Consider the following 23,246-nt stretch of genomic DNA (forward strand, 5'->3'; position numbering starts at 1 on the left):
ACCTATCCACGTCGCAAAAGCCGATATGTAGCAGATGCTCGGGACAAGCCCGAGCATGACGCAGGATTGAGACTGCTACAGCTTTGAAATAACCGCCTCTTCCCCCTTTGAAGACGCCGTGATCTCGTCGCGCTCCAAAATTGCCGGCACGATGTCGTCGACCTCTGCGATGACCAGCGGCTGGACGAGATGGGCGCGGTGGATGAAGCCTTCGCCGCGCATGTGGTTTACGAGCGACAGCATCGGATCCCAGAAGCCGCCGATATTGGCAAAGACCATTGGCTTTTCATGGCGACCAAGCTGGCCCCAGGTCATGATCTCGACGATCTCCTCCAGCGTGCCGATGCCGCCGGGAAGCGTGACGAAGGCGTCGGAGCGCTCGAACATCTTGTGCTTGCGCTCATGCATGTCCTTGGTGATGATCAGTTCGTTCAACTGGCCGAGCGAATGACGGGTCGCCTCCATGTCGACGAGGAATTCCGGGATGATGCCGGTCACCTGGCCGCCATTCGACAGGACGCCGGCAGCGACTGCTCCCATGATACCCTTGGTGCCACCGCCATAGACGAGCCGCAGACCATGTGCGGCAATCGATTTTCCAAGCGCGCGGCCGGCGGCGATATAGGCAGGGTCACGGCCAGGCTGGGAACCGCAGTAGACGCAGATGGATCGTATTGGCACAGTTTTCTCCATTGGGCATTCAAAGGTGCGTCAGTTGTGGTCGCACCACACAAAATTGACGGGAAAATCCCGCAAGAGCAAGGCTTTATGACGTGAAAAGCTTGTTAAGAAGGGTGGAAAGGGCTAATCGGTAAAGTAGCGGAAACTCAGGCCCTATGAGGCAAAAGACGATGAAGAACCGTGCCGGCTGGCTCGCACTGATTGTACTTGCAATTGCTTCGTTGCTGATGATCTTCGTTGTCATGCCGAGGATTAACCAGGAAAGCAAGCCAGTCGCAGCCGCGATCAATGCTGCCGGCGATGCGGTCAAGGATGCCGTTACCGAGGGTAACAAGCCTCAGGAGACAGCGAAGGTCGAGCCTCAGACGACAGCTCCATCCTCTGCCCCGGCCAATGCGCCTGCAGCCGCCGCTGCGCCTTCGGCTGCGTCCAACGATACACCGACATTCGATGTGCTTCGCGTCGAGCCGGACGGCTCCGCGGTCATCGCCGGCCATGCGGCGCCGAATTCCACCCTCGAGATCACCAACGGCACTTCCGTCATAGCCAAGGTCGATGTCGGCCCGAGCGGTGATTTTGCCGCCGTGCTGGACAAGCCGCTCCCCCCCGGCGACCATCAGATCGTGCTCAAGGCAACGGGCAAGGACGGCAAGGTCTTCACGTCGGAAGAGGTCGCAACGGTTTCCGTGCCCGCCGACAAGAACGGCAAGCTTCTCGCCATGGTGACGAAGCCCGGGAAGGCGAGCCGCCTGATCGCCGTTCCGGAAGAAGCCGGCAAGGCCGCGGCTGCACCGGCAGCGACACAGCCTGCGGCAGGCGTCGAGGTTTCGGCCGCCCCTGCTGCTCCCCAATCCACCAACGTTGCTTCCGCTCCGGCTTCCGGCACCACTGCTCCGGCAGCGGCGCCTGCCATGTCGAGCGAGCTGCAGATCACGGCGGTCGAGATCGAAGGCTCGAAAATCTTCATCGCCGGCGTCACCAAATCGGGCCGTCAGGTTCGCGGCTCTGCCGATGGCTCCGTCGTCGGCCAGGCACAGGCCGGGGGCGACGGACATTTCGTCATTGACGGAAATGCCAACCTCACCGTCGGGGATCACCGTATCGCCGTCGAGGCGCTCGGCAGCAATGGACAGGTTCTGGTCCGCGTCGAAGTGCCGTTCAACCGGCCGGCCGGCGATCAGGTTGCAGCCGTCGCATCGCCCGCGCCGACAAGCCCGGTCACGGTTGCCGATGGTGGCGCCTTCGACAATTTGCGCGGACAGGTGGCCAAGGCATTCTCGCTGCTCAAGGGCCTTTACGACGCAGGCAAGGTTCCCACCCTTGAAAGCATGACGGCAGCCCGTTCGGCAACCTCGATCGCGCTACAGTCGCTTGGCGAATACAGGCTGCCGGCCGGTGCTTCCATCAATGCGACCGAGGCTGTCGGTGTCACGGCCGCCCATGCCAATGCGGCCCGCAAGGTGCTGGAAGACCTGCCGCGTGACGTGGCAGCGGTCGGTGCGGCCCTCGACAATCTGACCAAACTGATTGCCGATACGGTCGGCCCGGCACTAGCGCAGCAGTTCGGCGGCGCACCACAGACCATGGCTTCGGCCGACGGTACGCGCACGTTCCAGCAGGCTCCGCTGACCCAGAGCAGCAGCAACTCCGTCATCATCCGCCGCGGCGACACGTTGTGGCAGATCGCGCGGCGCGCTTATGGCCAGGGCGTGCGCTATACGACCATCTATCTCGCCAATGAGGAGCAGATCGCCAATCCCGACGTCATCCAGCCCGGCCAGATCTTTGGCGTGCCGGAACAGTTCCGGCCGGATTCGGAAGAACTGCATCGTGAACGGCTGCAGCATCGCAAGGGCTGATTGGCCCGCATCGTCGATTTCCCCGGCCGGCGGTCCCAACAGGACCGCCGGCCGAAGTGTTTCTGAGAGCATGCAGTGCAGAGACGGTTGAGGGTCGAAGTATGGTGTGCGGAACTTTCGCACTGGCGTCTGCGCGGGAAAGCGGGGATGGCTGAAGGGTATTTGAAAAAATCTTCGGAGCACGCACAATCGCTTAGGCGTTCCCTCGACGCCTCTTCATCCCCGCACTTAAAGACAGTCCGATAATCACGTCGTCATCGGATGGGAACCGGGTTCGCGAACCGGCCTCCTTCACAACGGGTTGCCACTCGGTCTCCGGTGATGGTCGCGATTGCGATCGAACGGGAACTGACAAGTCCCGCAGGATCAAATGAGCCGGCCGGGGCAGGCGGAAAGCCTGAAATACCAAATACCCGATACCCCACCGCCTGCCCCTTCCTTTTCACCGAACCGGTCTTGCCGGTGCGGCTATCGGTGTTTGACGGATTTCCATTCTCCGAAAGAATTGCGAGCACTGATCAGCTTCACGCATGCCAGTCGCGGGAACCTTGCCGCATTGAGAATGCCCGAATCGATTGACGCCAAGCCGATATTCTTCGCGAGGACAAAATGATTTCCAGCATCAGCTCCAGCCGGATCTGGCCGCAACAGGTCGTGTTCAAGGCTTTTAACGACACGTCCGGCAATCCGGACAATCCGACACCCGGCTCGTCCGCCGCATCGCTTTCGCGGCTGTTCTATTCCGAAGCCGCCGATGAGGACGAGGATTATGGATATGAAAACGAACTGTCGTCGCAGTTCGGATCGATTCAGCGAACGGCAACGGAAAACAGCGCGGATCGATATACTGATGGCGCAATCGACGACATATCCTCGAATGCGTTCATGAAGGCTCTGCAGCAGAAGCTCGATCTATTGAAGGCCAGCGAAGATACATCCGCCATGGCCGAAACGATGCAGGCGGCGCTTGGAGATGGCCGGCTGACCGTCACCGATGTCGTTACCGGCGAGCAGGTCATCGCCCGCGATGTGGCGGGTGGCGACACGACATCCGGTGAGATCATCCAGGTCGCGACATCCGAATGGAGCAGCTTTCTCAGGGACACGCTCTTGCGCGACTCCTACGGCCGGTTTGTCCGCAACCAGGATTCCAGCCATATAGATAAGGCAAGCGGGGCCAGTTCGTATTTCGGTATGATCGGTGAAACGCATTACTATCTCACATGGATGGCAACGTCGAATTCCTGACGCCGAGCACATCCGCGCACTCGGATTGACAACTCCGGCATCGGCTGGAACACAGGTTCCGTCGCCTGCCTGAAACGGAGCCCCTGAAACAGAGCCTATGGGAGTCGTCGTCATGCTGCGCTCGCTCTTTCTCTCGATCGCGTTCTTTTTGCGCGCCACGAATGCACTTCAAGCGCAAGAAGCGCAGGAGAACGTTGTTCTCTCCGTGGAACGGGACGTGGTGCGATGGGCCGCTGTCTACAAGATGCAGCCGGCACGAGAGGCTGATCCCTATTTCCACGTTCGTGTCTTCGAACATAGGAAAGGTTGGCAGCCCTGGAAATTCAGGCAGCTCATCTTCCATATGGCCGTTACACCAGAGGCGCTGCAGGCCAGCCGCATTGACAGGCAGGCAACAATCTACAACTACAAGGATGTTGAGATCCGCGCAGCTTATCGCCGCTGGCTGAATGGTTCTGAAGCACGTACCGAAGTTCCCATATGCGATACGGATATCCTGAACTGTATCGCAAGGCTGCAATAACACTCACGCAGCGCTTCATCGGCTCCATAGTACGTGCCCTTTATCCCCGATCGCCGCCCTCACTTCTGCGACTTTTTCTCATGCCGCAAGCGGCGCCGGGAAAGAAACCGTTTCGACGGGCTGGGGAATAGCGCTTTTACAAGCGCCACCAATCATTGAGCGTATAAACCGGAAGCCAGCAAAACGACGGCGAAGAGAAAAACCGGGACCGACCAGTATTCCATCCTGATGAAAAACAGGTCGTGCCGCGCGCCCGGCAATCCTGTCCTGTTGAGAAAACGTCCGAGCTTCCAGTTGAGCAATCCGGCCACGAGAAAGATTGCCGCGAACTCGAAAATCTTCGTCCAGTCCGGCAGCTGCAGCGTTTCCGTCACCCAAAGCGCGGCGAAAAGCCCGGCAAAGATTACAACTCCGATGAGAGGGATGGTGAGAAAACCCCATCCGCGCCAAATAAAAACCATTTCGGTCCATCCAATTCCATCAAATCCGGTTGCCGTGCCCCTCGTATGTGCAAATCGCCTCCGGCCGGCAAAGCAGCGTCTAAGGCATTGCCGGTGCTTCGGCGGCTCATTGAAGCTCTGCGAGAATATCGTCGTAAAGCTTGCAAGCGCCATTCGGATCGGTTGCCGTCTGAGCCTGTCCCTCCGTCATCTTCTGGGCTACGGCTGCAGCTCTCTGCGGGTCCTTTGCTGCCAGTTCCTGCATCTTTTGAGAGACTTCAGTCGCCTTGGCGGTCAGGTCTTCTGCGGTGCAGGCAAATGAGGGAGTTGCCGCGATAATGAGAGCGGCAGTCAGGAGGTAAGTTTTCATGTTATTCCTTGTCAAATCCCCCGGTTGCGAACGGGGCGCCGCGGTGGAATTCACGCGGTCATTTTCGGTCCAAGTGCGGAGACTAGGCCGCCGAAGCCCATATGGGCTGTAATGGTTATGGGATCGTAGCCACAGCTGGGCCAATTCTTGTGGTCATGAATGCGCTCGGTAAAGGTTCCGTATGGCATTCGCACCTGCGACCCACACCCTCCCCGATCCATAACCACCCTATTTCCAGCGGAAACACCCGGCCTGACATTGCATCCGCCTCCTTTGCCGCCTATGTGCCGAGTGGCGCCTCTTTCGCGCGTCCCGGAGACCTGCATGTCGAACAAGAAGAAGATCGTTTCCGCGGATGACGGCAATCCGCTCGGAACACTCGTCAACCTGTGGCCCTATATGTGGCCGACGGGGCGTGCGGACCTCAAGGCGCGGGTGCTCTGGGCCACGTTCTTCCTCATCCTCGCCAAGCTGGTGCTTCTCTCGGTTCCCTATTTCTTCAAATGGGCGACCGATGCGCTGAACGGCAAGCTGGATATGGCTGGCCTGCTGCCGGCCTTCCTGCTCGGCGCCGTGGTTCTGGTCATCGCCTACAATTTCACCCGCATCCTGCAGGTGGGCTTGAACCAGCTGCGTGACGCGCTGTTTGCCTCTGTCGGCCAGCATGCGGTGCGCCAGCTCGCCAACAAGACCTTCGTGCACATGCACCAGCTGTCGCTGCGCTTCCACCTGGAGCGCAAGACGGGCGGGCTTTCGCGCATAATCGAGCGTGGCACCAAGGGCATCGAAACGATTGTCCGCTTCACCATCCTCAATTCCGTGCCGACGCTGATCGAGTTCGTGCTGACCGCCATCATCTTCTGGGCGGCTTACGGTTTTGCCTATCTCGCGGTCACGGCGATTACCGTTGCCGCCTATATCTGGTTCACCATCAAGGCCAGCGACTGGCGCATCGCCATTCGCCGGACGATGAACGACAGCGATACCGACGCCAATACCAAGGCGATCGACTCGCTTTTGAACTTCGAGACGGTCAAGTATTTCGGCAACGAGGAGATGGAGGCCAGGCGCTTCGACGTGTCGATGGCGCGGTATGAAAAAGCCGCCACACAGGTCTGGACCTCGCTCGGCTGGCTCAACTTCGGCCAGGGCGTTATCTTCGGTCTCGGCCAGGCCGTGATCATGATCATGTCGGCGCTGGCAGTACAGCGCGGCGAACAGACGATCGGCGACTTCGTCTTCGTCAATGCGCTTTTGATGCAGCTTTCGGTGCCGCTCAATTTCATCGGCTTCGTCTACCGCGAAATCCGTCAGGGCCTGACCGACATCGAGCAGATGTTTGAGCTTCTGCAAGTCGAGGCGGAAGTGACCGACCGGCCGGATGCAAAGCCGCTCGTCCTCAATGCTGCGAGCAACGACAAAGGCGCCATCGCCTTCAAGGATGTCCGTTTCTCCTACGATCCCGAGCGGCCGATCCTCAAGGGCATTTCCTTCGAGGTGCCGGCCGGCAAAACGGTTGCGATCGTCGGCCCGTCGGGCGCCGGCAAATCGACGATCTCCCGCCTGCTCTATCGCTTCTACGATATTCAGGACGGCTCGATCACCATTGACGGCCAGGATGTGCGCGACGTGACGCAGAAATCGCTCAGGGCGGCGATCGGCATGGTTCCGCAGGATACTGTGCTGTTCAACGATACCGTCGCCTATAACATCCGTTACGGACGGCCGGGTGCTGCCGACACCGAGGTGCAGACGGCTGCGGAAATCGCGCAGATCGACACTTTTATCAAGCAGCTTCCTGACGGTTATGAAACCAGGGTTGGCGAACGCGGCTTAAAACTTTCCGGCGGAGAAAAGCAGCGGGTGGCGATCGCCCGCACGATTTTGAAGGCCCCGCCGATCCTCATACTCGACGAGGCGACCTCGGCACTCGATACGACAACCGAACACGAGATCCAGTCGGCGCTCGACAAGGTTTCGGAAAACCGCACGACACTGGTCATCGCCCACCGGCTTTCGACCGTCATCGGCGCCGACGAGATCATCGTGCTGCGCGCAGGCGAGATTGCCGAGCGCGGCACGCATGCCGGCCTACTTGCAGAAAACGGTCTCTACGCCTCGATGTGGAACCGTCAGCGGGAAGCGACACAGGCGGAAGAACATCTGCGCCAGGTGCGCGAAAGCGACGATCTGGGTGTCGTCACGCGCGGCACGCCGGCGGCGGAATAGCGAATCCCAACAGAAAGTTAGGCCGAAGCGATGAAACGACGGATGAATTTTTCCTGGAAACGCATGGCGGTGGCGGGCAGCCTCGTGCTCGCCTACCTTCTCGTGCTGACCTTCTGGGGCTCACCGCTTCTGGCGCTGACGACCTGGCTCGGTCTCGTCGACCCGGCGAAAATCTGAAACCCCAGCAAGCCGAGGGGCGCCCGCCGGGCAACGGGACCAATGCTGTGAAGGCCACTTGCCGGATGGCAATCTACCAGCCAAGACATGGAACACCTGCCTTAGGCTGCGTCTTGCCAACCGGAATGCTTTCGCTTCGTTCCGGCGCAAACTCCACCGTCTCGCACAACACGAATGTCGTCTTGTCGGAGCGGCGCGGAGATTTGCCGACACCGTAGATTTCCGCTGCCGCATGCAGCAGCTGCGCAAACTCCGGCGTGGAAATGCCATCTGCCCGCCGAAGCTGGGCGATCAATGGGTCAGATACGACATCTTCGATGGTCAGGTCGCGTTTCATGGTTTTGCTCCTCTATCAAAACCTGTACACGGGGTGGACTACAGTCACATTGCAAAACTACGGCCAAAAAGGGGCATTTTCGATGTGGCAAATTCTCCTTATGCGAGAAATCGCGCGTCAAATTCACGCAGGCGATCCCATCTCAAATATTGCCCATATCTGACCGCGGAACGCTGGTATCTGAACACTGCGATAAAACGCAAAAAGCCGCCAACCGGGCGGCCTTGTTCAAGACAAAGCGGTGTTGGCAATGGCGGCGGAAGACAGATCCACCTGACAGAACGGCGTGGTCAAAGCGAGGAAGAAACCTCAAGCTCAGCCTTTCAACCTGCGCATCAGAGCGACAGAGCATGCTTGTGCGCCCATTCGGGCGCAGGGCGCTCTAGCGGCGCGGCGAACCGAAACGCATGCGTTCGCGATAGCGACGCTGGCTCCAGACCGTATAAGCCACTGCGGCGATCACGATCGCAATATCCGCCGCTGCTATCAAGCACCAAGTAACGCTCATTTCTCCAACTCTTCCGTGTTCCAGCCGAAGCGAATATACGAAAAGTGCTCCCAACAATGGTTTAAGCGCATCCGTAACATTCGACTTTGATGTAAGTCAGCTGCCTCCTGACCGACTTTTGTGACAACCATATGAAAATCGAAGCAAAAGCCATGCCATTTTGCTGCATTGCAGCAAAAATCTGATTCACATTCACATGTGCCAACGTATCCGTCGCGTGATGGTTGCAATCCCCATACGGTTTGGTGAGGAACACGGAACCGCATTGCCGCGAATACCGTTTTTCGATAGTCAGTGCCGCTAACACAGGCCTTACGCCCCAGGGAGAAACAGTTGATCAACCTCTTCGACACCATCCGCAACACGCTCGTGCCGATCCACAAGGAAGGCTACGTCTTCGTTGCGATCTTTTTTGTCGTGTCACTGATCCTTGGTTATTTCGCCGAGCCACTGTTCTGGATCGGCCTCGTGCTGACGCTCTGGTGTGCCTATTTTTTCCGCGATCCCGAGCGCGTCGTGCCGCAGGATGACGATCTGATCGTCAGCCCGGCCGATGGCCGCATCAGCCACGTCGCCATGGTAGTTCCGCCGTCGGAACTGGGTCTCGGCTCAGAACCCATGCTGCGCATTTCCGTTTTCATGAACGTCTTCAACTGCCATGTGAACCGCTCGCCGGTCCGCGGTGAAGTCAAGGTGATCGAATATCGCGCAGGACAGTTCGTCAACGCGGAACTCGACAAGGCAAGCTCCGACAACGAGCGCAACGGCCTCGTGATCGAAAGCCGCCATGGCAATGTCGGCGTCGTGCAGATCGCCGGCTTCGTTGCGCGCAGGATCGTCTGCTGGGTCAAGCCGGGCGAACCGCTCAATGCAGGCGAACGCTTTGGCCTGATCCGCTTCGGTTCGCGCCTCGATGTGTTCGTACCGAATGGCGGACAGGCGCGTGTGTCGATCGGACAGCTTGCCATTGCCGGCGAGACGGTGCTGGCTGAGTTCGGCTCGACCAAAGGCCCGTCGCTCGGCCGTCGCAGCTGATAGATAGCATCAAGGAGAAAACGGATGATGGATATGCCCCCAGGAGAGCCGAACCGCTCGACCGACGAGGCCCGCGGTCCACGTCTGAGGGAAATCCCCATCCGGTTGATGGTGCCAAACCTCATCACGGTTCTGGCCATCTGTGCGGGCCTGACGGGTATCAGGCTCGCATTCGAGGCACGCTACGAGCTGGCCGTCGCCATGGTTTTGCTGGCTGCCTTTCTCGACGGCATTGACGGGCGGATCGCCCGTCTCTTGAAGGCCACGTCGAAATTCGGCGTGCAGATGGATTCGCTTGCCGACATCATCAATTTCGGCGTCGCCCCAGCGCTAGTCTCCTACGCCTTCCTGCTCGACGGTGCCCGTTCGCTCGGCTGGATTGCGGCGCTGCTCTATGCGATCGCTGCGGGCCTGCGACTGGCACGTTTCAACGTCATGGAAGACCGCGGCATCAAGGCGCCCTGGCAGTCGGAATTCTTTGTCGGCGTGCCGGCCCCGATGGGAGCCCTCCTGATGCTGCTGCCGGTCTATCTCGGCTTCCTCGGCGTCGAGCGTACCCCGTTGTTCATCTATGGCAGCGTCGCCTATACGGTCGGCATCGGTTATCTGCTGGTCAGCCGGCTGCCTGTCTGGTCCGGCAAGTCGAGCAAGATCCGCCGGGACATGATGTTTCCGATCATGCTTCTCGTCGTTCTCTATGTCGCGCTCCTGATGAGCTACACATGGGAAGTTCTCTCGGTCACCGTCGTCGCCTATCTTTGCGTGCTGCCATTCAGCGCAAGGGCATGGAAGCGACGCTACGGCACGATCACCATCGAAGACGAACGTACGCACGTCTGACGCGTACTTAGGCAATACGGCACCCGCTGCAATGCACTGAAATTGCTGCATTGCAGCTCCTGCCTGCGGCAAGTTGCCACGCGTAGACTCACCTCATCGAAAAGCAGCGGATAAGCCTTTATTCCGCCCCTATTGCCGGTGATTTCCCGGCGCCCCGCAGCACAGAAGAATCATGCGGGTGAAGTGATGAGGATAAAGACGTGAGCAATACCCAAAAGACCGAAAAGCCGGAACAGAAGCCCGACTTCACTGCACATTTCCGTCCGCTCGGCATCAAGGCCGTTGCAGCAGCAGCCATGATGCTGAAGCGGAAGCCGAAGCTGACGCCGGTCCGGTAAGTCGCTCAGAAGTCGCTGAACGCACTCCACAAAAGACCGAGCGCCAGCGCGCTCATGACAAGGCCGATCAGGCCGTCCAGAACCCGCCAGGCGGCGGGTCGGGCGAAGATCGGCGCCAGAAGACGGGCGCCGTAACCCAGCCCGAAGAACCAGACGAACGAGGCGGTGGCGGCACCTGCCCCGTAAGCGAAACGTTCACGTCCTTCGAAGCCGGCAGACAGGCTGCCGACGAGCAGGACGGTGTCGAGATAGACATGCGGATTGAGGAAGGTGAAGGCAAGGCAGGTCAGGACCGCCGCTTTCAGCGACAGGCCTTCCGTTTTCTCCGCCACCATGGCCGCGGGCCGCAAGGCGCGCTTGAAAGCCAGCGCCGCATAACTTCCCAGAAATATCGCGCCACCGATCGTGACCAGCAGGATCAGCGTTTTCGATTGCGACACGATCGTGCCCATCCCACCGACTCCGGCTGCGATCAATGTCGCATCCGACAGGGCGCAGATCAGGCAGAGCACGAAGACATGCCGGCGCAGCAGGCCCTGGCGCAGGATGAAAGCGTTCTGGGCGCCGATCGCAACGATCAGCGACCCGCCGAGGGCAAAGCCGGACAGACCGGCAGACAGAAGATTCATTTGGGAAGCATTCCGGTGGGAGAAGAAACAGTGAGAGCGGAATCCGCCTAGAACAGCGACATCTGAGATGTGTCTTTGCCGGGTTTCGGAGGTTTGTCCTCAAGCTCCGCGACGGCAACCGGTTTCTGCACATCAGGCCCCATGTTGGAGACCTTGTTGACCAGATCCGAGACGGGGATCGCCTCGAAGAAATCGTCTTCGGCGGGCTTCAGGAGATCGGCGACCTGGCGCGGTTCCTGGGTCTTGCATTCCAGCCAGCGCTCGAAATCATCGGGCCGGATGACGACCGGCATCCTGTCATGAATGCCCCGGATCGCCCGATTGGCTTTGGTCGTCATGATCGCCGCGGTATCGACTTCCGATCCGTCGGCCGACGCGTAGGTTTCCATCAAGCCAGCGAAGGCGATGACGCCGCCGCTCTTCGGCCTGATCCAGTAAGCCTGCGAACTCATCCCGCTTTCCTTCGGCGGACGCTTCCACTCGTAGAAACCGGAGGCCGGAACGAGAATGCGGCGATGGCGCATGGCGGCGCGGAAGGAAGCCTTGTCGATCACCGTTTCGGAGCGGGCATTGATCAGCAACGGAAAATCCCGCATGTCCTTGACCCATCCGGGGATCAATCCCCAGCGTGCAAGCGTTGCCCGGCGATCCGGCAGGTTGCTGCCCGGCTGTCGATCGGCCTGGCCGACCACGAGGACGGGCTGCGTCGGCGCGATGTTGAACCGCGGCGGAAAATCATCCTCGAAATCTGCGACACCAAGAATGCCGAGAACCTCGTCCGGCTTGTGGGTCAGGGCGTAACGTCCACACATGGGCTCTAGATGGCACCGCGTTTGAAAGCGGTCAAGAAATTCGACTGGACGCCATCAGGCGCTACGTGGCCCGAACAGGATGATGGCCCCGCCGACGAGGCAGACGATGGCCCCCGTTACATCCCAGCGATCGGGCGAACGGCCCTCGACGCCCCAGAGCCAGAGCACCGAAGCGACGATATAGATGGCGCCGTAAGCCGCATAAGCGCGCCCCGCAGCCTCCGCCGGCACCAGCGCCAGCGCCCAGGCGAAGGCTGCCAGAGACACCATTCCCGGCGCCAGCCAGAGCGCCGACTTGTCGAGTTTCAGCCAGGCCCAGAAGGCAAAACAACCGGCAATTTCGGCAAGGGCAGCGAAAGCGTAAAGGAGATAGGTCTGCATGAGGTGCCTTGAGGATTTGTAGCTTAAAGGCTACAATTTCATAACATGGAGATCCGGGAAACCAAAATCTATGCAGCATGGTTTGCCCGGATCAAGGACGAGCGGGCGAAGGCTCGCATCAATGCCCGGATTTACCGCCTTGCATTGGGAAATCCCGGAGATGTGAAGCCCGTAGGCTCTGGTGTCAGCGAAATGCGGATCGACTACGGCCCCGGCTATCGGGTCTACTTCATTCGCAGGGGGCAGGTACTCACCATTCTTCTGTGTGGTGGTGATAAATCAAGCCAGGCAGCGGATGTCGTGTCGGCCAAGGCGCTCGCCGCAAATATTGAGGATCAGTCATGACGATCGAGACAAACAAATGGGATATCGTCGACCATCTGGATAGCGACGAGAAGATCGCCCTGTTTCTTGAGGCTGTCTTCGAGGAGGGAGATCCGGCAGTGATCGCCGGCGCAATCGGCGAAGTGGCGCGCGCACGCGGCATGAGTCAGGTCGCCAAGGATGCAGGGCTTTCGCGCGAAAATCTCTATCGGGCCTTGAGCGAAGGGGGCAATCCCGAGTTTGCCACCATCCTCAAGGTCGTCCGCGCAATCGGCTATGATCTGACGGTCGTGCCGCATGCCGCTGCGGAGTAGCGAGCGTTCGGGACAGCCGTCGTCCCTTGACGCCATGTAAGCTTGATGCTTACATCAATCATGATCAAGTCGTTCAGGAGCAAGGCACTGGCAAGCCTGTTCGAGACAGGCAAGACGGGCAAGATCGACGCCAAAATGCACAAGCGCATTCTGGTGCGCCTCGACCGTCTGGATGTCGCCGAATCGCCACAGGACATGAACCTGCCGGGATTTGATTTTCACGCCCTGAATGGTTTCGATCCGACGCGCTACACCATACACGTCAATGGACCGTGGTGCGTCACATTCGAATTCGACGGCAAGGATGCGGTTCGTGTCGATTTTGAGCAATATCACTGATGCCCGCCGGGAGATGGCCGAAATGACCGAATATGAAGTGAAGCGACCTATCGAGCGCAGCCCGTCTCACCCGGGAGCGCTGCTCGAAGACGTCATCGCGGCGACCGGCAAAACCAAGGTCGAGATTGCCGAACTGCTGGGTATCTCGCGGCAACAGCTCTATGACATCCTGCGAGAACGCAAGCCGGTCTCGCCAAACGTCGCGGCAAGGCTGGGGAAGATGTTCGGCGATGGCGCGGCGATCTGGCTGCGGATGCAGGCGAGCTATGACGCTTGGCATGCGGAGCGAGACGTGGACGTGAGCCAGATTCCGACCCTGACTGCGGCTTAACACCTAGATGATACCGATGCCCCTCTCCCCCCAAGCCGCCTCCTCCGCAATTCTCGAACGGGACGGTCGCTTCCTTCTGATCCGGCGGAAGAACCCGCCGATGGCCGATCTGTTTGCCTTTCCCGGCGGACGGGCGGAGCCGGGCGAGACGCCGGCAGAAACGGCGCTAAGGGAATTCTTCGAGGAAACCGGCATCCAGGCGCGCAATCCGACGCTCTTTGCCACCTATGACCTGAAGAGCGAGAAGGATGGCGGAAGCCATTTCTTTCTCTCCGTCTTCAGGATCGAGGCCGATCGGCATGTCGAGGCTGTTGCCGCCGACGATGCGGCCGATCCCGGCTGGTACACCGCGGAAGAAATCCGCCGCCTGCCCTGCCCGCCGAGCGTTCGCGATTGCGCCGAAAAGCTGGCGGCGCTCGCAGCCGACCGGTAATATCGGCGCGTCGGATCGCTGCCGAATCACGAGCATCCGAATCGACTTCGGACGCCAACCCAAGGAATTCCGTTTGAAATCCGCCGCCTGCCTCGCCCTGCCGCTTTTTCTTGTCATCGCGTCCCCGCTTGCAGCGCAGGGAACGAAGAAGCCTGCGGCGGATACAAAGGCCCCGGTTCAGCAACCGGCACCAGCGGAAACCTCCCTGCCGGCGCCCTATGATGTGCAGCTTTTGCGGCTTTCCGAGGTCCTGGGCTCGATCAGCTACCTGCGCGAATTGTGCGGCGCACCGCAGGAGGACTGGCGCCGGACGATGCGGCAGCTGCTCGATTCCGATGCGGCAAACGAGCCAGCGCGGCGGGAGCGGTTGACGGCCGCCTATAATCGTGGATACCGCTCCTTTGCTGCCGTGCACACATCCTGCACAGTTGCGGCGCGCACGGCTGAGGAGCGATACCGTAACGAAGGCGCAACACTTGCGACGGAAATAACCTCGCGTTTCGGAAATTAGCGGATTATTTACCTCTTTCGTCAGGAAGGCGTGTCGTTTCGATAAAAGGCTGATAAAGTTCTTAACGGCGCAGTAATCAAATCGGCCTCATTGGCCGGCACCGAGGAAAGTTCAGTATGCAGTCAGGCCGCAACGAAATCGATGACATGATCGTCCACGAAAAGATGCAGGTCGCGCTCGAGTATCAGAACGACGCCTGGGCAGACGGACGCGCAGACGGTATCGAGCCGGAAATCATCGCAGACGCAGCAATCGCCTTCGCCATGCGCGAAACGATCCGCCAGCGTGGCGAGGAAGGTGCGGAAGCCCTGCTCGAATCACTTCGTCAGCGCATGCTGGCCGGCGAGTTTTCTCCCGAACGCAACATCCAGTAATATTCGAGCTTCCCATGCGGAACGCCATTTTCAAATCCGTCACGACAAGGCTGCTGGCAACGGTGGCTGCATTTTGCGTTTCAGCAAACGCGTTTGCGCTTTCGAATGGACGCATGGCGCCTGTCGCCGAGGATATTCGCCCGCAGGAAACGCCGTTGATGCAGGCATTTGAGGGCGTGACGCAGACGCGTCCCGGGCTTTCTCTGGAAGGTGACAAGCGCCAGCAGGACGCGGAGAATGCAGCGCCGACAGCTGAAGACAAAAGCGCTCCCAAGAGCGACGGGACGGATGCCAACTCGGCGCAGGCCGGCCCCGCTGCTGCGGCTGCCGATCAGCCCTCGGCAGAAATCATCCGCGATCTCTCCGCCCTGCCCGCGCCTGTGAAAGCCATGCGCGAAAGGCTGGTGGAAGCAGCCGCGTCCGGTGATATCGAACGGCTGCGCCCGCTGATCGAAGGCACGCCGAAACCGCCGCAGATCATGAATAATGAGAGCGACGATCCGATCGACACGCTCAAAAACTTTTCCGGCGATGCGGAAGGCCAGGAAATCCTCGCAATCATGCTCGATCTTCTGGCGACGGGAGCTGCAAGGGTCGATGCGGGAACGCCGGACGAAGCCTACGTCTGGCCCTATTTCATCGGCAAGCCGCTTTCCGAACTCACGGCGCCGGAACGGGTCGAGCTGCTGCGCATCGTCACCGCAGGCGACCTGATGGGTATGGAAGAGACCGGCAATTACAATTTCTATCGTCTGGGCATTTCGCCGGACGGACAATGGAAGTTCATGGCCGGCGGCGACTAAGGTCCTCGCTCTAGGCCTCGCATGCTCGCATCGTACGCTTTGAGAGCGGATAGACGCCTTAACGCAACACCATGAGCAGTTTCGGCCTGCCCCCGCGGATATTTGGACTTTCCGAACCCGTTCATTTTCGAATATGGAGGATGTGGCTCAAGTTTGGCTGCTTCCTTCTGGCGTTCTGTCGCCGAACCACATTCCAGAGATGCCGTAATGCTTTCCCGTTTCTTTGCCTATTACCGCCCCTACAAGGGATTGTTCATTCTCGATTTCAGCTGTGCGGTTCTTTCCGGCCTGCTGGAACTCGGTTTTCCCATGGCGGTCAAGCTGTTCGTCGACCGGTTGCTGGTGACACAGGAGTGGTTCCTGATCGTGATCGCATCGATCGCGCTTCTCATCTGCTATGCGCTCAATACCGGCCTAATGGTGGTGGTTACCTATTGGGGCCACATGCTTGGCATCAATATCGAGACCGACATGCGCCGGGAAGCCTTCAACCACATGCAGAAGCTTTCCTTCCGTTATTACGACAATCACAAGACCGGGCATCTGGTCGGGCGGCTGACCAAGGATCTGGAAGAGATCGGCGAGGTTGCACATCACGGGCCCGAAGACCTGTTCATCGCCATCATGACCTTTATCGGCGCGCTGGCGCTGATGATCTCGGTCAACTGGAAGCTGGCGCTGATCACCGCGCTGGTGGTGCCGCTGACGGCCTGGGTGACCAGCCGCTACGGTGCGCGGATGAGCGCCAATTTCCGCCGACTTTTCGACCGGGTGGGCGATTTCAATACCCGTATCGAGGAAAATGTCGGCGGCATGCGCGTCGTGCAGGCCTTTGCCAACGAACCGCATGAGCGGGCGCTGTTCGAGCGCGACAACCAGAATTATCGCCGCGTGAAGCTCGAAGCCTACAAGATCATGGCCGCCAGCACCTCGCTCAGCTACATGAGCATGCGCCTGACGCAGATGATCGTGATGATCTGCGGCGCTTGGTTCGTGCTGCAGGGCGAGTTGACCGCCGGCGGCTTCATCGGCTTCCTGTTGCTCGTCACCGTGTTCTTCCGTCCGGTCGAGAAGATCAATTCGGTGATCGAGACCTATCCGAAGGGCATTGCCGGTTTTCGCCGTTTCACCGAGCTTGTCGATACCGAGCCGGATATCGCCGATGCGCCGGATGCGGTCGCGGTCGGAGCGCTGAAGGGCGCGATCGACTATAACGGCATTTCCTTCGGCTACAGCGCCGACAAGCCTATCCTCAAGAATGTCAGCCTGTCGATCCAGCCCGGAGAGACGATCGCCTTTGTCGGCCCCTCGGGTGCGGGCAAGACGACGATGTGCTCGCTTCTGCCGCGCTTCTACGATGTCACGAGCGGCTCGATCACGATCGACGGCATCGACATTCGCCAGATGACCAAGGCGTCGCTGCGCCAGCAGATCGGCATCGTGCAGCAGGACGTGTTCCTGTTTGGCGGCACGATGCGGGAGAACATCGCTTACGGCCGCCTCGGCGCTAGCGATACAGAAATCATGGATGCGGCGCGCCGGGCGCGTCTCGAAGATATGATCGCCGACCTGCCGGACGGGCTGGACACGGTTGTCGGCGAACGTGGCGTCAAGCTTTCCGGCGGCCAGAAACAGCGCGTGGCGATCGCCCGCATGTTCCTCAAAAACCCGCCGATCCTGATCCTCGACGAGGCAACCTCGGCACTCGATACCGAGACGGAACGGGCGATCCAGCGGTCGCTGTCGGAGCTTGCCGTCGGGCGCACCACGCTGATCATCGCCCACAGGCTTGCCACCATCCAGGGTGCTGACCGTATCGTCGTGATCGATGAAAGCGGCATTCTGGAACAGGGCACGCATCAGGAATTGATTGCGCGTCGCGGCGCCTATAACCGCCTGCATTCGGCCCAGCACGGCGGTTGACGAAAAAGCCGTAACGCTCGGCGTCATGTCCGTCACGGTTGAAGATGCGCAAGAAACTTGATAAAATAAGAATAGTTTTCTCGTGGTCATTTGCACGAGAGTGGAGCCGCGGGGTCGGAGCATGACGTTTCAGCCGAGAATGCGTAATCAGATCGAGGGTTTTTCGGTTCTGGGCGGATTGCGTCGGCGATACTGGAACGGAATTACCGCCGATCTGTGGGACGTGGAATGCGCCGCTTATGCCGGCGGCTATTACGTTGCGCGCGATCCTCGTCTGTTCATCCTTCTCGACCAGCGCGGCCAGGGCCGCCCGGCGCTGAAACGCTCTCCGCGGGAAACCGGGCTGATGCAGGATGCAAGCCTCAGCCCGATCTCCTACATCCCCGCCGAAATGGACCTGTGGATCGATATCAAGGACGTGCAATATGTCCGCCATCTCGACATCCATTTCGAAACGGACACGATGAGCCGGAGGCTGGGCGACAATCTCGATCCGCGCCAGCTGAAGGACCCGCAACTGGTGTTTGCCGATCAACGCGTCATGGCGCTTGCCGAACTGATCGCCGCCGAGATCGCCAATCCCGATCCTCTGCACGATCTTTACGGCGACGGGCTGGCGCTGGCGCTTCTGATCGACGTGCTGAAGCTCGCCAAGTCGGAGCCACGCAAGCGTGGCGCTCTTGCGCCCTGGCAGTTGAAGCGGGCGAGCGAGTTCATCGAACAGCATTGCCTGCGCAATATAAGGCTGGAAGAACTGGCGGTGTTGACCGGCCTGTCACAGTCGCATTTCTCGCATTCCTTCAAGGCTTCGACCGGCATGGCGCCGCACGAATGGCAGATGAATGCGCGGCTTTCGCGCGCCAAGGACATGCTGAAATCCGGTGACCAGCCGCTGACGGAAATCGCTGCCGAGACGGGGTTTTCCGACCACGCGCATTTTTCCCGCGTGTTCCGCAAGCATATGGGGCTGGCGCCATCGCAGTGGAAAAGGTCACAGTCGGAATAAAACATCCGGGCAAACGCGCGAGGGGTGAGAACTTTGCCCAATATCGTTCAAGTCCCGCACATCAGAACAAGCGCCGACAAGAAATCTGAGTTAACCACTCACCTTATTATTTTACCGCAGGAAAAGCGGCGCGAGTGGGGCAAAAATGAAGAAAACCGTCAAGTCTTCCGCAATGAGAGCGGGTGTCGTAAAGACCAGCCTTTGGGCGGGTGTGGCTGCCATCGGGCTTGCTGCCGCCTGGAGCGCACAGGCACAAGAGGCTGAGAGCCAGAACAGCACGACGCTTGCGCCGATCGTGCTTCAGGGCGAGGGCGAACAGGGCGGCACTGGCCCGGTCAAGGGTTATGTCGCCAAGCAGACGACGACCGGTTCCAAGACGGATACGCCGATCAACGAAATCCCGCAGTCGGTTTCGGTTATCGGCACGGAAGAAATGTCCGACCGCGGTGTTGTCGACAAGGTCGACCAGGCGCTACTCTATACGCCGGGCGTATTCTCTCAGCCTTACGGTTCCGACCCGGATACGGACTGGATTTATGTGCGCGGCTTCAACGCCAGCCAGACCGGCCTCTTCCTCGACAATCTGGCTTTGACCAACCACGCGTTCGGCAACTTCCAGATCGACCCGTTCATGCTGGAGCGCGTCGAAGTGCTGAAAGGCCCGGCATCGGTGCTGCTCGGCGGCGCCAATGCAGGCGGTGTCGTCAACATGGTGCGCAAGCAGCCGACCACGCAGCCTTACTTCTATACGGAACTCGGTATCGACAGTAACGGAGCCGGTTACGGCGCGTTCGATCTCTCCGACAAGCTCGGCGGCAGCGATATCGCCAGCTACCGTCTGACCGGCAAGCTTTCCGGCGGCGACGGTTATTCGGACGAGCAGGAAGACATCCACGGTTTCATCATGCCGCAGGTGACGATCCAGCCGGACGACGCGACCAGACTGAATGTCTGGGCCTATGTCAGCCATCTGGACCAGACGCATACGTCCAATGGTCTACTGCCCTATGCAGGCACGGTCGTCAGTGCTCCGGGCTTCGGCAAGCTTGATCGCGATATCTATCTCGGCAACTCCGACTTCGACATCGGCCGTGCCACACAGGCAATGGTCGGCTACGAGTTCGAACATGAGTTCGAGGGGGGCTGGAAGTTCACCCAGAACCTTCGTTACGCCAATCTCGACAAGCGCGAGCGCCAACTCTACCCGTTCGACTATGTCCAGACCGACAATCAGATCTATATGTACGGCGACGACGTCCGCTCGAATGCAAACTCGTTCAACATCGACAACCGTATCGAAAACGAATTCGACCTCGGCGGCGCCAGCCACAAGGTCATGGCCGGTATCGACTACCGCTACTACCGTCTCGACAATGACCAGCTCGCAGCATTCGCGCCCGATCTGAGTGACGGAACAGGGCCGTATGACGGGACGCTGCCGACGCTCGTTCCATCGACCCATCAGGTCTATACGATCAATCAGGTCGGCGCCTATGTGCAGGATCAGATCAAGTTCGGCGGCGGCTGGATCGCAACGCTGAACGGGCGTTTCGACTATCTCGACAGCGAAGTGAACGATCTGCTTGGCACCAATGATTCGTCATTGAGCGATACCGCATGGAGCGGTCGTGCCGGACTTGCCTACGAATTTGCCAATGGCGTTACGCCCTATGCAAGCGTCGCGACGTTCTTCAGCCCGCTTGTCGGCACCAGCGCCGATGGCGCGCTCAAGCCAGAGGAAGGCGAACAGTACGAAGTCGGCGTCAAATACGAACCGACCTCGTTCGACGGCGTGCTGACGGCCTCGGCCTTCAACATCAACAAGAAGAATTTCCTTCTCACGGCTCCGGCTTCTCCCGACAGGCAGGCAGGCGAGGTCCGCTCGCGCGGCTTCGAGCTTGAAGGCAAGGTCAATCTCACCGAGAACTGGAAGGCGATCGCTGCGGCGTCCTATACCGATGTCGAGTTCACCGATAACGGTGTGTATACGGGCAACAGCCCGAATGTCGTGCCGAAGGTACTTACCTCGCTTTGGCTGGATTATACCGTCACACAAGGCGCTCTGGAAGGGCTGAGCTTCGGTGGCGGCGTGCGTTATCGCGGCAAGTCCTGGGCCGACGAAGCGAACACGCTGCGCGTAGACGACGCCACCGTCTTCGATGCCGGCATTCGTTACGAGAAAAACAACTGGAAGGCCGCCCTCAACGTGACCAACCTGTTCGACAAGGAATATGTCGCGGGCTGCAACACCATGTACTTCTGCGGTTATGGCGAAGCGCGAACCGCAACCTTCAAGATCAGCAAGGTCTGGTAAGTCGACCACCCGAAACACTAAGTTGACAACCCCAGTAAAGTTAATCAGGAAGGCCCCGTTGGGGCCTTCCTTTTTGTCTTCGCCAGCCCTCACCCCGCATGGAGGAACGATCGTGAACGCAGCCACATTTCCGCATCGGGAATTCATCCTGACCGGCACGGCCATTCCTACGGATGCGGGCGAGATGCTGAGCGAGATCTGCGAGCATTTCATCGACCATGCAGAGGTGTTCCGTGATGGCGATCATGTGACGCTGTCGAGCGAGATCGGCGAGGCCTATATTTCCAGGGTCAGCGAGCAACTCGATATCGGGCTTGCCTGTTCGACCGAAGACATGCTGTCGATGACGCGTGGCATCATTGCCGAGCATCTCTTCATGTTTGCCGGCGACGATCCGCTGACGCTCGAATGGGCAGACCAGCCGAAGCCGGAAAAGCTTGCCAATCTGAGCGAAATCACCGTGGTCTCGGCCATCAACGTGACGCCAAGGATGCGACGGCTTACCGTCTCCTGCGCGGATACGGCCCGTTTCGGCACGACCGAAGGACTCCATGTGCGGCTGCTGATGCCGCCGAAAGGGCGCGAGCCGATCTGGCCGGTGACGCTGGCCGATGGTCGCATCGGCTGGCCGGAGGGCGAGGACGAGATCGCGGTGCGTTATTACACGATCCGCAGCATCGACCTCGAGCGCCACGAGATGGTGATCGATTTCGTCGTGCATGACGACTGCGGGCGGCGTATGCCGGGGGCTGAATTCGGCCTGACCGCACAGCCGGGCGACCGGGCGGCGCTGCTCGGCCCCGGTGCGGGAGGCATGCCGGAAGCACACGATCTGCTGCTTGCCGGCGACGAGACGGCCCTCCCCGCCATCGCACGGATGATCGAACTCGCCGCTCCTGACATGAAGGTGCATGCGATCATCGAAGTGGCGAACAGGTTAGAGGAACAGGCGATTTCCTGTGCTGCCGGTGATTTTTCGATCGAATGGCTGCATCGTGATGGGGCGCAGCCGGGCACGGCGGGATTGCTGGAGCCGGCGATTGCCGCAAGGCTCGAGACGCTCGGTGCGGAGACATTCGTCTGGGCGGCCTGCGAAAAGGCCGAGGCTCAGGCAATCCGCGCCCGATTGAAGCAAAACGGGCTCGACCGGACGCGGATGACCTCGATCACCTATTGGCGTCGCGGCCACACGGACTGACGGTTTCGCATTCGGCTTGCTCCGCTCACCGCGAAGACTTATCTCCGTGGTGAGTAGAGGGATTCCCGTTCCATGACCAAAGCCTATCTTCCGACCCGCAGCCTGATCCGCATTTCCGGCAAGGATGCCCAGGATTTCCTGCATTCGCTGATCACCACCGATGTCGAGGGACTGCCGGAGAAAGAGGCGCGTCCCGGCGCGCTGCTGACGCCGCAGGGCAAGATCCTGTTCGATTTCGTCATCTGGCGGGATGATGAGGGTTTTGTCGTCGAGACCGACACCGCCCAGCGTGACGCCCTCATGAAGCGGCTGATGATGTACAAGCTGCGCGCGGCAGTCGATCTGGCGGCCCTGCCCGAAGATGGCGTGACCGTGTTCTGGGGTGAAGGGGCGGATCAGGGTGCGGTCGTGGATAGCGCATTCGCCAAGGCGGGGATCGCGCTTTCGCGAACACCGGGCCAGCATGCCGATGAACCGGCTGCGACCTATCAGGCGCTCAGGATAACGGCCGGCCTCGTCGTGTCCGGCGAGGACTATGCGCTGCAGGATGCGTTTCCGCATGACATCCTGCTCGACAAGAATGGCGGGCTTTCCTTCCGCAAGGGTTGCTATGTCGGCCAGGAGGTCGTTTCCCGCATGCAGCATCGCGGCACGGCTCGTCGGCGGGTGGCGCATGTGACGGCTGAGGCGGCACTTCCGGCAGCCGGCACCGAGATTACGGCGGGCGGCAAGCCAGTCGGCACGCTCGGGTCGGTCTCGGACAGGAACGCCCTTGCCATCGTGCGGATCGACCGTGTCGGGGATGCGGTTGCCAATGGCGTTCCGCTTCTGGCCGGCGATGTACCGGTGGCGGTCGAGCTTCCCGCTTGGACCGGCCTCACCGTCCCCGCAGAAGCAGCCGGTGGGGCCGAGGGGGCTGAATCTTGAGTGCGACCACTGGTGCGACCTCTGGCGCGCGCGCATGGCAGC

At 59.9% G+C, this 23,246-nt stretch carries 29 protein-coding genes; 21 read left to right on the top strand and 8 right to left on the bottom strand.

Going from position 1 to position 23,246, the window contains the following annotated elements; genetic code table 11:
- Positions 1-75: 75 nt before the first annotated feature.
- Positions 76-693 carry an LOG family protein gene (locus JZX87_RS14780; RefSeq protein ID WP_148145436.1) on the bottom strand — a complete coding sequence of 206 codons (618 nt, stop codon included), beginning with the start codon at positions 691-693 and terminating at the stop codon, positions 76-78.
- Positions 694-851: 158 nt separating this feature from the next.
- On the opposite strand from JZX87_RS14780, the gene JZX87_RS14785 reads away from it, so the two are divergent.
- The 3 genes from JZX87_RS14785 (at position 852) to JZX87_RS14795 (ending at position 4,311) form a co-directional block, all read left to right on the top strand.
- On the top strand, positions 852-2,540 hold the full coding sequence (locus tag JZX87_RS14785; RefSeq protein WP_206826446.1) for a LysM peptidoglycan-binding domain-containing protein: 1,689 nt from the start codon (positions 852-854) through the stop codon (positions 2,538-2,540).
- 609 nt (positions 2,541-3,149) lie between these two features.
- The gene (locus JZX87_RS14790) at positions 3,150-3,788 is read left to right on the top strand and encodes a hypothetical protein (protein ID WP_206826448.1); all 639 of its coding nucleotides are present in this window, start codon (positions 3,150-3,152) and stop codon (positions 3,786-3,788) included.
- A gap of 112 nt (positions 3,789-3,900) precedes the next feature.
- Complete coding sequence (locus tag JZX87_RS14795; protein WP_206826450.1) at positions 3,901-4,311, top strand: DUF5086 family protein; 411 nt, start codon at positions 3,901-3,903, stop codon at positions 4,309-4,311.
- 152 nt (positions 4,312-4,463) lie between these two features.
- Here JZX87_RS14795 and JZX87_RS14800 read toward each other — a convergent pair whose 3' ends face one another.
- Together JZX87_RS14800 and JZX87_RS14805 are read right to left on the bottom strand one after the other, a co-directional pair.
- On the bottom strand, positions 4,464-4,772 hold the full coding sequence (locus JZX87_RS14800) for a hypothetical protein (RefSeq protein WP_206826452.1): 309 nt from the start codon (positions 4,770-4,772) through the stop codon (positions 4,464-4,466).
- Positions 4,773-4,878: 106 nt separating this feature from the next.
- Positions 4,879-5,121 carry a hypothetical protein gene (locus JZX87_RS14805; protein WP_148145442.1) on the bottom strand — a complete coding sequence of 81 codons (243 nt, stop codon included), beginning with the start codon at positions 5,119-5,121 and terminating at the stop codon, positions 4,879-4,881.
- 324 nt (positions 5,122-5,445) lie between these two features.
- Between JZX87_RS14805 and JZX87_RS14810 the strand changes: the two genes are divergently transcribed.
- Both JZX87_RS14810 and JZX87_RS31325 read left to right on the top strand, forming a co-directional pair.
- The gene (locus tag JZX87_RS14810) at positions 5,446-7,350 is read left to right on the top strand and encodes an ABCB family ABC transporter ATP-binding protein/permease (protein ID WP_206826453.1); all 1,905 of its coding nucleotides are present in this window, start codon (positions 5,446-5,448) and stop codon (positions 7,348-7,350) included.
- Between the two features lie 42 nt (positions 7,351-7,392).
- Entirely contained in the window at positions 7,393-7,527 is a 135-nt protein-coding gene (locus tag JZX87_RS31325; RefSeq protein WP_286194669.1) for a hypothetical protein, read from the top strand.
- A 73-nt stretch (positions 7,528-7,600) separates the two neighbouring features.
- Here the strand turns inward: JZX87_RS31325 and JZX87_RS14815 are convergent, their stop codons facing one another.
- Positions 7,601-7,864, bottom strand: a complete 264-nt coding sequence (locus JZX87_RS14815; RefSeq protein ID WP_206826585.1) for a hypothetical protein — start codon at positions 7,862-7,864, stop codon at positions 7,601-7,603.
- A 382-nt stretch (positions 7,865-8,246) separates the two neighbouring features.
- Positions 8,247-8,372 carry a hypothetical protein gene (locus JZX87_RS31330; RefSeq protein WP_286194671.1) on the bottom strand — a complete coding sequence of 42 codons (126 nt, stop codon included), beginning with the start codon at positions 8,370-8,372 and terminating at the stop codon, positions 8,247-8,249.
- Between the two features lie 336 nt (positions 8,373-8,708).
- On the opposite strand from JZX87_RS31330, the gene JZX87_RS14820 reads away from it, so the two are divergent.
- From JZX87_RS14820 to JZX87_RS14830, 3 genes are all read left to right on the top strand, one after another.
- Entirely contained in the window at positions 8,709-9,407 is a 699-nt protein-coding gene (locus JZX87_RS14820) for a phosphatidylserine decarboxylase (protein WP_183827538.1), read from the top strand.
- Positions 9,408-9,434: 27 nt separating this feature from the next.
- Complete coding sequence (locus JZX87_RS14825; RefSeq protein WP_148145582.1) at positions 9,435-10,247, top strand: CDP-alcohol phosphatidyltransferase family protein; 813 nt, start codon at positions 9,435-9,437, stop codon at positions 10,245-10,247.
- 200 nt (positions 10,248-10,447) lie between these two features.
- Positions 10,448-10,585, top strand: coding sequence for a hypothetical protein (locus tag JZX87_RS14830; protein ID WP_183685015.1), 138 nt, complete (start codon positions 10,448-10,450; stop codon positions 10,583-10,585).
- Between the two features lie 5 nt (positions 10,586-10,590).
- Here the strand turns inward: JZX87_RS14830 and JZX87_RS14835 are convergent, their stop codons facing one another.
- Genes JZX87_RS14835 through JZX87_RS14845 form a run of 3 tightly spaced genes read right to left on the bottom strand, consistent with a single transcriptional unit; the run spans position 10,591 to position 12,407 of the window.
- Positions 10,591-11,214, bottom strand: coding sequence for a LysE/ArgO family amino acid transporter (locus JZX87_RS14835; RefSeq protein ID WP_183827427.1), 624 nt, complete (start codon positions 11,212-11,214; stop codon positions 10,591-10,593).
- Positions 11,215-11,261: 47 nt separating this feature from the next.
- Complete coding sequence (locus JZX87_RS14840; protein ID WP_206826455.1) at positions 11,262-12,026, bottom strand: SOS response-associated peptidase; 765 nt, start codon at positions 12,024-12,026, stop codon at positions 11,262-11,264.
- 54 nt (positions 12,027-12,080) lie between these two features.
- Entirely contained in the window at positions 12,081-12,407 is a 327-nt protein-coding gene (locus tag JZX87_RS14845; RefSeq protein ID WP_183827433.1) for a YnfA family protein, read from the bottom strand.
- A gap of 45 nt (positions 12,408-12,452) precedes the next feature.
- On the opposite strand from JZX87_RS14845, the gene JZX87_RS14850 reads away from it, so the two are divergent.
- The 13 genes from JZX87_RS14850 to ygfZ all read left to right on the top strand — a co-directional run bounded on the left by JZX87_RS14850 (position 12,453) and on the right by ygfZ (position 23,204).
- Positions 12,453-12,752 carry a type II toxin-antitoxin system RelE/ParE family toxin gene (locus JZX87_RS14850; protein ID WP_206826457.1) on the top strand — a complete coding sequence of 100 codons (300 nt, stop codon included), beginning with the start codon at positions 12,453-12,455 and terminating at the stop codon, positions 12,750-12,752.
- On the top strand, positions 12,749-13,045 hold the full coding sequence (locus tag JZX87_RS14855; RefSeq protein WP_206826458.1) for an addiction module antidote protein: 297 nt from the start codon (positions 12,749-12,751) through the stop codon (positions 13,043-13,045). The genes JZX87_RS14850 and JZX87_RS14855 overlap by 4 nt, the downstream gene beginning before the upstream one ends.
- Positions 13,046-13,105: 60 nt before the next feature.
- Complete coding sequence (locus JZX87_RS14860; RefSeq protein WP_206826576.1) at positions 13,106-13,384, top strand: type II toxin-antitoxin system RelE/ParE family toxin; 279 nt, start codon at positions 13,106-13,108, stop codon at positions 13,382-13,384.
- Between the two features lie 22 nt (positions 13,385-13,406).
- On the top strand, positions 13,407-13,715 hold the full coding sequence (locus JZX87_RS14865; protein ID WP_206826578.1) for a HigA family addiction module antitoxin: 309 nt from the start codon (positions 13,407-13,409) through the stop codon (positions 13,713-13,715).
- Between the two features lie 16 nt (positions 13,716-13,731).
- Positions 13,732-14,148: an NUDIX hydrolase gene (locus JZX87_RS14870; RefSeq protein ID WP_148145450.1), complete on the top strand. Its 417-nt coding sequence runs from the start codon at positions 13,732-13,734 to the stop codon at positions 14,146-14,148.
- A gap of 73 nt (positions 14,149-14,221) precedes the next feature.
- Entirely contained in the window at positions 14,222-14,659 is a 438-nt protein-coding gene (locus JZX87_RS14875) for a TIGR02301 family protein (RefSeq protein ID WP_286194677.1), read from the top strand.
- Positions 14,660-14,775: 116 nt separating this feature from the next.
- A complete protein-coding gene (locus JZX87_RS14880) occupies positions 14,776-15,033 on the top strand; it encodes a hypothetical protein (RefSeq protein WP_112457080.1) in 258 nt (85 codons plus the stop codon).
- A 14-nt stretch (positions 15,034-15,047) separates the two neighbouring features.
- The gene (locus JZX87_RS14885) at positions 15,048-15,836 is read left to right on the top strand and encodes a hypothetical protein (protein WP_206826459.1); all 789 of its coding nucleotides are present in this window, start codon (positions 15,048-15,050) and stop codon (positions 15,834-15,836) included.
- 207 nt (positions 15,837-16,043) lie between these two features.
- Positions 16,044-17,759, top strand: a complete 1,716-nt coding sequence (locus JZX87_RS14890; protein WP_206826460.1) for an ABC transporter ATP-binding protein — start codon at positions 16,044-16,046, stop codon at positions 17,757-17,759.
- Positions 17,760-17,880: 121 nt separating this feature from the next.
- A complete protein-coding gene (locus JZX87_RS14895; protein WP_206826461.1) occupies positions 17,881-18,765 on the top strand; it encodes an AraC family transcriptional regulator in 885 nt (294 codons plus the stop codon).
- A gap of 145 nt (positions 18,766-18,910) precedes the next feature.
- Complete coding sequence (locus JZX87_RS14900; protein WP_286194680.1) at positions 18,911-21,079, top strand: TonB-dependent siderophore receptor; 2,169 nt, start codon at positions 18,911-18,913, stop codon at positions 21,077-21,079.
- A gap of 112 nt (positions 21,080-21,191) precedes the next feature.
- On the top strand, positions 21,192-22,277 hold the full coding sequence (locus JZX87_RS14905; protein ID WP_353654198.1) for a DUF2218 domain-containing protein: 1,086 nt from the start codon (positions 21,192-21,194) through the stop codon (positions 22,275-22,277).
- 72 nt (positions 22,278-22,349) lie between these two features.
- Complete coding sequence (gene ygfZ, locus JZX87_RS14910; RefSeq protein ID WP_206826462.1) at positions 22,350-23,204, top strand: CAF17-like 4Fe-4S cluster assembly/insertion protein YgfZ; 855 nt, start codon at positions 22,350-22,352, stop codon at positions 23,202-23,204.
- The last annotated feature ends 42 nt before the right edge of the window (positions 23,205-23,246 follow it).

Source organism: Agrobacterium sp. Ap1, assembly GCF_017313375.1.
GTDB classification, from domain to species: domain Bacteria; phylum Pseudomonadota; class Alphaproteobacteria; order Rhizobiales; family Rhizobiaceae; genus Neorhizobium; species Neorhizobium cellulosilyticum.

Coding starts and splice junctions, on each gene's coding strand:
- JZX87_RS14780 (WP_148145436.1), bottom strand. CDS start 693: ATGGAGAAAACTGTGCCAATACGATCCATCTGCGTCTACTGCGGTTCC.
- JZX87_RS14785 (WP_206826446.1), top strand. CDS start 852: ATGAAGAACCGTGCCGGCTGGCTCGCACTGATTGTACTTGCAATTGCT.
- JZX87_RS14790 (WP_206826448.1), top strand. CDS start 3,150: ATGATTTCCAGCATCAGCTCCAGCCGGATCTGGCCGCAACAGGTCGTG.
- JZX87_RS14795 (WP_206826450.1), top strand. CDS start 3,901: ATGCTGCGCTCGCTCTTTCTCTCGATCGCGTTCTTTTTGCGCGCCACG.
- JZX87_RS14800 (WP_206826452.1), bottom strand. CDS start 4,772: ATGGTTTTTATTTGGCGCGGATGGGGTTTTCTCACCATCCCTCTCATC.
- JZX87_RS14805 (WP_148145442.1), bottom strand. CDS start 5,121: ATGAAAACTTACCTCCTGACTGCCGCTCTCATTATCGCGGCAACTCCC.
- JZX87_RS14810 (WP_206826453.1), top strand. CDS start 5,446: ATGTCGAACAAGAAGAAGATCGTTTCCGCGGATGACGGCAATCCGCTC.
- JZX87_RS31325 (WP_286194669.1), top strand. CDS start 7,393: ATGAATTTTTCCTGGAAACGCATGGCGGTGGCGGGCAGCCTCGTGCTC.
- JZX87_RS14815 (WP_206826585.1), bottom strand. CDS start 7,864: ATGAAACGCGACCTGACCATCGAAGATGTCGTATCTGACCCATTGATC.
- JZX87_RS31330 (WP_286194671.1), bottom strand. CDS start 8,372: ATGAGCGTTACTTGGTGCTTGATAGCAGCGGCGGATATTGCGATCGTG.
- JZX87_RS14825 (WP_148145582.1), top strand. CDS start 9,435: ATGGATATGCCCCCAGGAGAGCCGAACCGCTCGACCGACGAGGCCCGC.
- JZX87_RS14835 (WP_183827427.1), bottom strand. CDS start 11,214: ATGAATCTTCTGTCTGCCGGTCTGTCCGGCTTTGCCCTCGGCGGGTCG.
- JZX87_RS14840 (WP_206826455.1), bottom strand. CDS start 12,026: ATGTGTGGACGTTACGCCCTGACCCACAAGCCGGACGAGGTTCTCGGC.
- JZX87_RS14845 (WP_183827433.1), bottom strand. CDS start 12,407: ATGCAGACCTATCTCCTTTACGCTTTCGCTGCCCTTGCCGAAATTGCC.
- JZX87_RS14850 (WP_206826457.1), top strand. CDS start 12,453: ATGGAGATCCGGGAAACCAAAATCTATGCAGCATGGTTTGCCCGGATC.
- JZX87_RS14855 (WP_206826458.1), top strand. CDS start 12,749: ATGACGATCGAGACAAACAAATGGGATATCGTCGACCATCTGGATAGC.
- JZX87_RS14860 (WP_206826576.1), top strand. CDS start 13,106: ATGATCAAGTCGTTCAGGAGCAAGGCACTGGCAAGCCTGTTCGAGACA.
- JZX87_RS14865 (WP_206826578.1), top strand. CDS start 13,407: ATGACCGAATATGAAGTGAAGCGACCTATCGAGCGCAGCCCGTCTCAC.
- JZX87_RS14870 (WP_148145450.1), top strand. CDS start 13,732: ATGCCCCTCTCCCCCCAAGCCGCCTCCTCCGCAATTCTCGAACGGGAC.
- JZX87_RS14880 (WP_112457080.1), top strand. CDS start 14,776: ATGCAGTCAGGCCGCAACGAAATCGATGACATGATCGTCCACGAAAAG.
- JZX87_RS14885 (WP_206826459.1), top strand. CDS start 15,048: ATGCGGAACGCCATTTTCAAATCCGTCACGACAAGGCTGCTGGCAACG.
- JZX87_RS14890 (WP_206826460.1), top strand. CDS start 16,044: ATGCTTTCCCGTTTCTTTGCCTATTACCGCCCCTACAAGGGATTGTTC.
- JZX87_RS14895 (WP_206826461.1), top strand. CDS start 17,881: ATGACGTTTCAGCCGAGAATGCGTAATCAGATCGAGGGTTTTTCGGTT.
- JZX87_RS14900 (WP_286194680.1), top strand. CDS start 18,911: ATGAAGAAAACCGTCAAGTCTTCCGCAATGAGAGCGGGTGTCGTAAAG.
- ygfZ (WP_206826462.1), top strand. CDS start 22,350: ATGACCAAAGCCTATCTTCCGACCCGCAGCCTGATCCGCATTTCCGGC.